This is a genomic window from Amphibacillus sediminis NBRC 103570 (assembly GCF_001552275.1).
Taxonomy (GTDB): Bacteria; Bacillota; Bacilli; order Bacillales; family Amphibacillaceae; genus Amphibacillus_B; species Amphibacillus_B sediminis.
In genome coordinates this window covers 1-9,943 of the sequence record NZ_BCQW01000045.1, presented here as the reverse complement: position 1 = coordinate 9,943, position 9,943 = coordinate 1, and the positions used below count along the sequence as shown (strand labels likewise).

Sequence of the window (9,943 nt, the reverse complement as noted above, 5' to 3'; positions counted from 1 at the left end):
TAAGTAAGTTGACATTTATACTTTTGGTGCTTTCCATTTTGGTATAAAGAAACTTGTGCCCTATATGAATTTCCTCTTTTTATAATACTAGCCATACAATCACTCTCTTTTAGATATAATTTATATAGAGTAGCCTCAACTTAATAGTTAAGGCTACTAGCAAGATGTTTTTTAAATCGAATGTTCTTCGATAAACTTAATTAAAGAAGCAACCGTGTAGCGTTCATGTCTACCAATCATAAATCGTTCCAGCTGATCATGATACCGAATATATTTATCAAAACTCTTAGGGTCAATCCCTAAAAATTTAGAAGCTTGTTCCCGAGTTAAAAGATATGGTAGTTGCTTCTCCACTTGTTGTGTCATGATTATCACTCCTCCGCTTTCAATTTGGTATATCTAATTACATATTCTTCGTACTCACCATCCACTTTTTTATATCCAGTATATTCTTTTTGAAATAATATATCTTCAGCATTAAACTCTTTAAATTTATCATTAAACTCATAAGAAACGTGAGGTTTTTTTAAGTTTTTAGATTTAAAAATTCTTTTTTTATTTATATATTTTAATAAAGTCTTTGTATCATCAAGGTTTTTCTCGAAGTACTTTGAAATATACCTTCCAATGTTTTCCTTCTTATCTACATCTATTTTTTTAACATTAATTGATCCTAATGGCCATAGTTCCTTTAATTTTTTATGTGCAATAAAAGGTAATGAAAAAAATATAATATGATAATGTATGGCACCACGCTTTTGTAATTCCCAAACTGCAATATATTTTAATTTTGCTTTTTTAGTTTTAAACAATCTATAATTCAATCTTTTAATAAACTTTTTAAATTCTGCATTTGCATATTCTATATCCGTTATATTTTCTTTAAAGGTAATCGTGATAAAGCTTGTCCTGTTATCAAAATTCACATCAATTAATCTACTTAGTTCCCATCTTTGATTTTTATGATACTTTTTCATTCTTTTAATTCGTTCACTTTTCTGTTTAAGCGAAGCATCTTCAAAACTTGTATAAGTTCTTTCTTGTTCAACATCTACTTCATACCCGTGAGCAATAATCGTTTCGTACTCATAAATCTCCTTAAAGCTTGTTTCAACTATTTTAGTGTTATAATAATTGATGCATGAACTCACCTCCTTTAAGTGAGTTTTCTCCCCAAATTTGTATATATAACAAGTTAACAGCATTCGCTATCGCTCATGCTTTCAAGTATCAAAACAAACGTTCCACTTGCACGCTTCCAGCTTCTGCGACTCACGTCGCAGGCATTGTTTTGATACTTGAAATATAATCTAGCTAATCTTTAATTGTATTTTGATACAGCTTTGAATAAATCTATTTCATTGTTTTTAAACCATGGGGACTTGAAAGTTCTCGGCATTGACCAGCCTTCACCATCTATAAAGATGAAACCTTGTCCTTGGGACTGTTCACCGGCAGGCAACTCATCAAAATCATCACCTAAAGTCATTTTCAGACCTTCGCGATACATTTTTCCTAAACTTACCCTTAATGAAATTTGATCACGAATATTTGTAGGGATTGTTTCAGCATCAGGCTTTTGAGTTGCTAATATAACAAAAACACCATATTGTCGGCCTTTCATAATGACTTGAGCTAATAACCTATCAATCTCTTTTGCTACTTTTAAATCATCATTTTTAACAACGCTTATTTCATCAAACACACCAACAACAGGGGATAAGTTATAATCACGATAATCTTTTCCAAAATCATTTAATCCACCCTCGGTCATTATTTCATTTCTTTTATCCATCTCTTCATACATAAGTCTTAGAATTTTAGCAATTCCATTGGCGGAACTTTCGACATATTTCTCTCCAATTATGTGTTTTAAAGAATATAAATCCTTTTGCTTTGGATCACCGATAAAAACTGTAGAATTTTGAGAAAGAAAAGATAGGATTAGATAGTAAATAAAATATGTTTTTCCTCCTCCAGTTTTCCCAGCGACAATAGCATGAGGATACTTACTGTAATTCCAAGATTTTTCACTATCTAAAGAGATAATTCCTTTTCTATTATTTTTAAACAACTCATGTTGTACATATATTCTATTAGGTTTGTTCTTTTCAAAAATATAAGTGAAGCGATCAGCATTATTATTTTTACTGTCGATTAATGATAAACTTAAAGTCGTTTCAATTACTTTTCCTAGTTTTTCTAATTTAGATAGATAATCGACACCTTTCGGATATGCTTCTACATATAAGTGTTTTTCTTTTGTATAAAATTTCATTTCTATTGAATCGTTTAAAAATACCCTTTTAATAAATAGTTTGTTGTCTCTTATTACCTTTTTAAGTTTAGCTTTGATTCGCTGTGACTCACTAAGCGAAAATTCACTGGTGAAATACTCAAAGAAAACTGATATTAAGAAGATGATAACTATGGACCATTTAAATTTTCCAAAATATTCAACTTCAATATACATTGACAATGTTATTAATAATGCAAGAAGTATTAATAAAACTGCATAATAGTATAACTTGAATTTTAAGTTAACCCCGTAAAATTTCACCTTTATTTTTCTGTTTTTAAACATAGTTATCATCCTATCTTAATAATAAATTGATAAAATTAAACAATCGAGATTGATTTTGCTCTAAATGAAATACCCACGCGGTTGTTGAACGAATAAACAAAGGCCTGTAGACCTTCTAATTTAACCTCAATACTTTTTTCCTTTTCGATAACATCTTTAGAAATAGAAGGTTCGTCTTGTTCAATTTTGACCTCAATTTTTTCAAATAAAAATTCAGGTAGAACAATACTATATTTATAACCCTCAATTTCTCCAGTATTCTTACCGTCAACAAATTTTGTGTAAGGCTCTGGTGGTTCGACAAGCATAAATTTTTTACCTATCTTGCTTAAATCTAAAAGGTCATTGACACGAATAGCCATAAATTTCACCTCCAATCTACTTACGAAGTTACGAAATATTACTAATTCGTAACTCGTAAACAAGTTATAAATATAATTTATCATGTATTAAACAGTTTGTAAAGGGATAAATACGAATTACGAAAACTTTTATTCTTTTATAAAAATTATATAAAATAAAAAAATGTATTTTCCTCTTTAATGTAGTAAGATATAAGTAATAATACGAATTACGAATAAAACAATAAAAAGGATGATGATTATATGTTTGAATATAATAGAGATGGAGTGAGAGAAAGAATTCGATCATTGAGGGAAAAAAGGGATATGACACTAAAGGAGTTCAGTGAATATTTAGATATACCAGTTTCAAGCATTAATTCATGGGAAAGAGGAGTGAGCATTCCACGTCCAAATTATTTAAAACTATTAGCTGATAAAAATGACGTTAGTGAAAGTTGGATATTATATGGGGATGTTGAAGATTATGTAACAGATGTACTTGTATATTTGAATATTTACGAAATAGTTTCAGAGAAAGAGTTTTTTGATATTGTGAATTTATTTAACAAACGGAAAGTTTCCGTAGGTAATTACAATGAATTTGCTACTATTGCAAGAGAAGTAATAGATAACTTTGATGAAATGTTAATCGATGAAGAGAAAAGCTTCATTCCTTATATAAAGCCAGAAAGAATTGCATCTCAATTTCAGTTTCTAAAAGATATTGAGGTTCAGCAGGAATATTTACCGTTTTTGAATGATTTGCTGTCTGAGAAAAATATTAAACAAAACGGCCCTATATTTTTATTCCTAATAGACACTTTATCTAGAATGAATGATGATACCAAACCATTGTTGAACCGGATTATGAGGGATATAAATTGGCTAGTAACAAATAATGTTCTATTCTTTGAAAAAACAGCTCAAAGTGAGGATCCAAAGTATTATGGCGTAAATGATTCAAGTCTATTAATGAATCTTCAGCAGCGTGAATGGGATGAGATTGAGAGCGAATTGAATGAGCGAATCTCAGGTATCGAATCAAAATTAAACAGTATTGTTGAATTAAATTATGAAAAACAACGAAATTCCAAAACGAAATCAATATATAAAGGGTGATAAATATGAATATGAGAGAACGAAAAAAAGCAGCGGAAGAGTTTTATAAAAGGTGGGCTGACCGAGGTAATGAACGACAAGATAGTCAGTCATTTTGGTTAGACTTGCTTCAAAATGTATATGGAATTGAAAATCCAGTCGAGTATATTACTTTCGAAGACTCAGTACAAAATATGATGGATAATACAAGTTTTATCGATGGCTATATTGAAAAGACAAACGTTTTAATTGAGCAAAAAGGAAGAGATAGAGATTTAAATAAAGGTATAAGACAATCGGACGGTACTTATTTAACGCCATTTCAACAAGCAATGCGTTATTCTGCAACTTTACCTTATTCAAAACGGCCAAGATGGATTATTACATGTAATTTTAAAGAATTTTATATCTATGATATGGAAAGGCCGAATTCTGAACCTGCCATTATAGAGTTGAAGAATTTAAAAAATGAATACTATCGTTTGGAAATTCTTATAGAAAAAACGAACACACAGATAGAAAAAGAAACGAAAGTATCTATTCAAGCAGGAGAATTAGTAGGACAAATTTATGACGAATTACTTAAGCAATATAAAGACCCTAATGAACCACACAGTTTAGAAAGTATTAATCAATTATCTGTACGTCTCGTATTTTGTTTTTACGCTGAAGATGCTGGTTTGTTTAGAAAAAAGGGACTACTCCATGACTATTTATCCGAATTTAGTGCAAGACATTTTCGAAATGCAATTATTGATTTGTTTAACGTATTAAATACAAAGGAAGAAGATAGAGACCCTTATTTAGATGACATGCTAGCGAAATTTCCTTATGTCAATGGTGATTTGTTTAAAGATACAAATATTGAAATCCCACAATTTACTGAACGATTAAGAGAATTAATATTAGATAATGCTTCGAGTAGTTTTGATTGGTCCGAAATAAGCCCAACAATTTTTGGTTCAGTGTTCGAAAGTACTTTAAACCCTGACCAAAGACGTGAAGGTGGAATGCATTATACATCTATTGAAAATATACATAAAGTTATCGACCCACTATTTTTGGATGATTTGAAAAATGAACTAAATGAAATTAAACAACTTAAACAACCAGCAGCCATTCGAAGAAGAGCACAAGAATTCCAAAAAAAATTAGGTCGCTTAACATTTCTAGATCCAGCTGCAGGATCAGGTAACTTTTTAACAGAAACATATTTAGAGTTAAGAAGATTAGAAAATGAAGCATTGAAACTATCTATTGATTACAGATCAATGTATATAGTAGATGACTTAATCCAAGTTACACTCGATCAATTTTACGGAGTAGAAATAAATGATTTTGCTGTATCAGTAGCTAAAACTGCTTTATGGATTGCAGAAAGCCAAATGTTTGAAGAAACGCAAAATCTTATCTATTCGAATGTGGATTTCCTACCTCTTGAGTCATACACAAACATTATTGAAGGCAATGCGCTTGAAATGAATTGGCACGATATTATCGATAAAAGGGATCTAGATTATATTATAGGAAATCCTCCTTTTGTTGGTGCAAGATTAATGACATCGAAACAAACGGATGAATTAAAAGGTGTCTTTGGCAAATTAACAGGTGTTGGAAATTTAGATTATGTAGCCGGTTGGTATGGGAAGGCTGCTCAATTTATTAACCAGTCGAATATTAAGTGTGCTTTTGTATCAACAAACTCCATTACCCAAGGACAGCAAGTACCGATTCTATGGAAGTACTTAATGAAGGAAAATAATATTTTCATTAACTTTGCTTATCGGACATTTAATTGGAATAGTGAAGCTAAAGATAAGGCAGCTGTTCATTGCGTGATTATTGGTTTCTCTCAAGTCGACAATAAGGATAAAAAAATCTATGTTTCTGATGAGCAGATTGAACTTGCAAATAATATAAACGGTTATTTGCTTGATGCCGAAGACATTTTTATCAGCAGTAGAACAACACCTATTAGTGATATACCAAAAATGGGAATAGGTAATAAACCAATTGATAATGGAAATTATTTATTTACACTAGAGGAGAAAGAGTTATTTATCCAAAGTGAGCCACAAAGTGCAAAATGGTTTAAAGAATGGTATGGAGCAAGAGAGTTTATAAATAGAGAACCAAGATATTGTTTATGGTTAGGTGATTGTCCACCGAATATTTTAAGGAAAATGCCTAAATCTTTAGAAAGGATAAAAGCAGTTAGAGACTATAGATTAGCTAGTAAAAGTCCTGGAACCAGAAAGTTAGCAGAAACACCTACTAGATTTCATGTTGAAAACATTCCGGGTTCTAACTACTTACTAATCCCAAGTGTGTCATCGGAACGGAGAAGGTATATTCCTATAGGTTTTATGTCAAAAGAAGTACTAGCTTCAAATTTGGTTTTGATTATTCCGGAAGCGAAGCTGTATCACTTTGCAATTCTTTCATCAAATATCCATATGTCCTGGATGAGAACAGTTGCAGGAAGATTAAAAAGTGATTATAGATATTCAGCATCAATTGTTTATAATAACTTTCCGTGGATGAAATTAAAACAAGAACAAAAGTTGAAATTGGAGAATACGGCTCAAAATATTTTAGATGCAAGAAAATTATATCCCAAATCTAGCTTGGCAGATTTATATGATGAATTAACAATGCCATCAGAACTACGAAAGGCCCATCAAGCTAACGATCGCTTGGTCATGGATATTTATGGGATGGATGTTCGTACGACTAAAGAAAGTGATGCCGTGGAAAGATTGTTTGAAATGTATAATGAAATGACGAAATGATCTAAGTTAATAAAAACATGTTTAATCAGATTATGGAAAGGAGTTGTGAGATAGAATTGTTCATGGATTATATTTATTGGTGGGAAGTTACCTATGAAGGAGGTTTAAAAGAACTTCACGATGAATTTTTGAAAGTATTTAAAAAAGCAGAATTTATACCGGCTATATATAATCCAATTTTATATAATTATCATATTGATAATCATCTAAAACATTGGGATAGAGAAATAATAGAGAAGGGGAGTCAGAAACTAGAATTTTTTGAAGAAACATTAAATAATTCATTAATGAAAAATATTATTCTTGAAAATATGGATTTATTAATAGATTCATATGAAGGTATTAATAATATAAAACAGAAAATGGATCTTATGGATAATTTTAAAGGGAACACGGAATTAAAAACATCATTATTTCTAATAGATATTTATAACGATTTATTAAATGGCCCATACTCTAAAATACTTCAGTTATATCTAAAATACCAAGGTGAAATTGAAGGGAAAGAATTGAATCAAAGAACTCTCAGACAACAAATGCAGTGTCTGTCTACAAGAAGTTATGATAATATTTTAAATATAGCCGACCCAAACATAAGGAATGCGATGTCACATGATGGAGTAAAAGTTGAGCAGAATAAAATTTACTTTACTTATCGTGATGGAAGCCGTTCAGTGACAGAAGAACATTCTGTATATGAAGTGAGAGATAAAGCAATTAGTTTATTTGATAGTGTTAATGGATTAATCATGTCGTTTTTAAAATATTTAATAGAAAATAAAATAACCTTTGATGATGTGTATAGAAACAATGATGTTAAAAGTGAAGTAGTGAAATTTTTTGAAAGAATGAGTATGAGTACACTTAAAATCAAATGTAAAAATATAGAAGAAATTACTCTCCATAATGAACAACAAGCTAAGCAATTAAACGTTCTATTGGAGCATAATAATTTAGATATTCCACAAAGGTTCTTCTATGGGGTTCATACAGCTGCAAGGATATTTGGATTGAGAAACTTGTGTTCAAACGATCGAGTGTTGGTAACTTTTGAAGCTGATAAAACAATAACTTCATTTATGAGAGTATCGGGGAAAATAATTGAAAAGTTTATAGATGGAAAAATAGATGAAAAAGAAGTAGTGGAACTTATCAAAGAGACTCAAGATTTTATTATGTATCCTGTAAATGAAGAGTCTAGAAACAAATTCGAAGATCTATTTAGATATTATCCAGATATAGAAAATAAGGATTTTGTAATAAAGGAAATAGAAGATATAAGCTTACCAGATAAAAAAAGATTTCGTGCAGTAATTTATGTAAAAAAAGTGATGAATAGGAAACACATTGAAAAAGTTATCAATGGAGCCATTGATAAACTGCGCGTATTAGAAAACTATGGATTTACAAATCATAAGGTTAAGCATGGTGATATGGAAGCTGATATTATTTGGTTTGTGGTCTACAAAAAAGAGGTAAGAGCACCTAAACAAAGAGCTTTGGTAGCGTCGAACAAAAATTTTCTAGTTCAGGTGCAATATGACAAAAGTAAACAGTTTGAAATAAAAAATCCAATTATAGATAGAAATACATACAAGATAATAAAGAACCAAGTAGAGTATAATTGGAATCCAAACTTTTATAATTTTGGCTAATCAGGTACTGATTATGATACAAGTTGGTTTTTGTAATATGAATTTTTTATCTAGAATTTGATGAATAAGTAATAAGTCAAGTTTATAAAAAGACTCCCCATAATTTGTGGGGAGTTCTTCTTTTATACACGATATAATTGTTTATTGGATCTTTTTTTCACTCCAGCTTTTAATGATATCTTCAGTTGAACGTTCTTTATTGGGATCACTAGAAAATAAAAAACTTAATGTTTTATCTTTTCCTAATAAATCATACAATTCAGTTCTTAAATATTTTGTTTTGTTATCGTTAAAAGGAGTTCGCATTGCAGGTTGTCCATTTTTCTTCAACGGGTTTCTTTTAACTCCAAAGCAATAAACTTTCTTTGGATCTTCTGAATCATTAATACTCAATGAATTTATTATTTGCTCCTTCTCATCTTTACTCTTATTAGTAGAGACTTGTGTAGGAATAAACTTTGCTAAATGATGATTGAATTGAATTAAAATATCCCCTAAGTTGTTACTATATTGAATGCCCAAAAATTCCCTTAATGTTTTTGCATCTATAAGTAGTTTAACTACATTTGCATATAGCTCTAGTTTTTGAGAAATATCTTCCAGGTTGATAAACTCTAAGCGTACTAATGCATATTTTGGTACTTCTTCATTTCTTTGAGGTAAGTGTACAAGTGCAACATAGTTTATATTCTTATATTTAAAAGTGAAAGAGTCAATGATCCAGCCGTTTTTAATCATATCGTCTCTTAGGCTTTTCAAGTTATGAAAAACATGATTCATATTATATTCCTCCTAATTTATATATTTCTAATAGATATTATTTTTTGGTTCAAATTGGTTCAAGTACCATGTGTTTTTATCCATATATATAATTATAAGTCCATTTAAAAGTCTTGTAAACGTTGATATAAAAGGATTTACATGTTTCATAAAATCTTTGAGTTAATCAATATATTTCTCAAAACGTTAATATTTCAATCTTTAAAGCCCCTCATCCAATTTGGAGAAGGGGCTTTAATTATACTCAAAATCAGTTTTTGACTTCATTTTGACTCCATTTAATCTGAATTCATCAATTTTTCGAATGCAGAAGCTGTTTTTTCAGCGACAAAACTTGTAACATGCGTATAGACGTTCATGGTGTTTGGATCTCTTTAATGGATGCTCCTGCATTAAATAAAAGTGATACATGCGTGTGTCTAAACCCGTGAATGTAATCTCATTAATGTCTATTTTTTTAAAAGCTGACGTTAACCAAGCGTTAGGTAGAACCTCATGTGTTGTTTTTCGAGAATGTGTCTTGGCATACTACGCTCCGATAGTTGTAGAACGTAGTAATGCCCCCCCTGTATATTGAACAGAGCTTAAGATATTTGGGGACTGCAAACGAGGGATCTACTGGATTTGAGCATTGTTTACGACGGTGATATAATTAACTAGCTTCATAATTAAATGACAAGTCATGGAGGG

General features: G+C 30.3%; 8 protein-coding genes. 3 read left to right on the top strand and 5 right to left on the bottom strand.

The genetic code is table 11. The features are described from left to right. Positions 1 to 171 precede the first annotated feature (171 nt). The 4 genes from ASE01S_RS14920 to ASE01S_RS14905 all read right to left on the bottom strand — a co-directional run bounded on the left by ASE01S_RS14920 (position 172) and on the right by ASE01S_RS14905 (position 2,946). Positions 172 to 366, bottom strand: a complete 195-nt coding sequence (locus ASE01S_RS14920; protein WP_067844239.1) for a helix-turn-helix domain-containing protein — start codon at positions 364 to 366, stop codon at positions 172 to 174. Between the two features lie 5 nt (positions 367 to 371). Next, positions 372 to 1,205: a rolling circle replication-associated protein gene (locus ASE01S_RS14915; protein WP_067844236.1), complete on the bottom strand. Its 834-nt coding sequence runs from the start codon at positions 1,203 to 1,205 to the stop codon at positions 372 to 374. A 116-nt stretch (positions 1,206 to 1,321) separates the two neighbouring features. Next, positions 1,322 to 2,584 (bottom strand): FtsK/SpoIIIE domain-containing protein, encoded by a 1,263-nt coding sequence (locus tag ASE01S_RS14910; protein WP_067844234.1) that lies wholly within the window; start codon positions 2,582 to 2,584, stop codon positions 1,322 to 1,324. Between the two features lie 35 nt (positions 2,585 to 2,619). Continuing rightward, the gene (locus ASE01S_RS14905; RefSeq protein ID WP_067844231.1) at positions 2,620 to 2,946 is read right to left on the bottom strand and encodes a hypothetical protein; all 327 of its coding nucleotides are present in this window, start codon (positions 2,944 to 2,946) and stop codon (positions 2,620 to 2,622) included. A gap of 243 nt (positions 2,947 to 3,189) precedes the next feature. Here ASE01S_RS14905 and ASE01S_RS14900 point away from each other — a divergent pair, with 243 nt between their 5' ends. The 3 genes from ASE01S_RS14900 (at position 3,190) to ASE01S_RS14890 (ending at position 8,473) form a co-directional block, all read left to right on the top strand. Beyond that, positions 3,190 to 4,047 (top strand): helix-turn-helix domain-containing protein, encoded by an 858-nt coding sequence (locus tag ASE01S_RS14900; protein ID WP_067844228.1) that lies wholly within the window; start codon positions 3,190 to 3,192, stop codon positions 4,045 to 4,047. A gap of 5 nt (positions 4,048 to 4,052) precedes the next feature. Further along, positions 4,053 to 6,818, top strand: a complete 2,766-nt coding sequence (locus tag ASE01S_RS14895; protein WP_067844225.1) for a DNA methyltransferase — start codon at positions 4,053 to 4,055, stop codon at positions 6,816 to 6,818. Between the two features lie 62 nt (positions 6,819 to 6,880). Then, positions 6,881 to 8,473: a hypothetical protein gene (locus ASE01S_RS14890; protein ID WP_067844222.1), complete on the top strand. Its 1,593-nt coding sequence runs from the start codon at positions 6,881 to 6,883 to the stop codon at positions 8,471 to 8,473. Between the two features lie 141 nt (positions 8,474 to 8,614). Here ASE01S_RS14890 and ASE01S_RS14885 read toward each other — a convergent pair whose 3' ends face one another. Further along, the gene (locus ASE01S_RS14885) at positions 8,615 to 9,253 is read right to left on the bottom strand and encodes a DUF6037 family protein (protein ID WP_067844219.1); all 639 of its coding nucleotides are present in this window, start codon (positions 9,251 to 9,253) and stop codon (positions 8,615 to 8,617) included. Positions 9,254 to 9,943 lie beyond the last annotated feature (690 nt).

Coding starts and splice junctions, on each gene's coding strand:
- ASE01S_RS14920 (WP_067844239.1), bottom strand. CDS start 366: ATGACACAACAAGTGGAGAAGCAACTACCATATCTTTTAACTCGGGAA.
- ASE01S_RS14915 (WP_067844236.1), bottom strand. CDS start 1,205: ATGCTGTTAACTTGTTATATATACAAATTTGGGGAGAAAACTCACTTA.
- ASE01S_RS14910 (WP_067844234.1), bottom strand. CDS start 2,584: ATGTTTAAAAACAGAAAAATAAAGGTGAAATTTTACGGGGTTAACTTA.
- ASE01S_RS14905 (WP_067844231.1), bottom strand. CDS start 2,946: ATGGCTATTCGTGTCAATGACCTTTTAGATTTAAGCAAGATAGGTAAA.
- ASE01S_RS14900 (WP_067844228.1), top strand. CDS start 3,190: ATGTTTGAATATAATAGAGATGGAGTGAGAGAAAGAATTCGATCATTG.
- ASE01S_RS14895 (WP_067844225.1), top strand. CDS start 4,053: ATGAATATGAGAGAACGAAAAAAAGCAGCGGAAGAGTTTTATAAAAGG.
- ASE01S_RS14890 (WP_067844222.1), top strand. CDS start 6,881: ATGGATTATATTTATTGGTGGGAAGTTACCTATGAAGGAGGTTTAAAA.
- ASE01S_RS14885 (WP_067844219.1), bottom strand. CDS start 9,253: ATGAATCATGTTTTTCATAACTTGAAAAGCCTAAGAGACGATATGATT.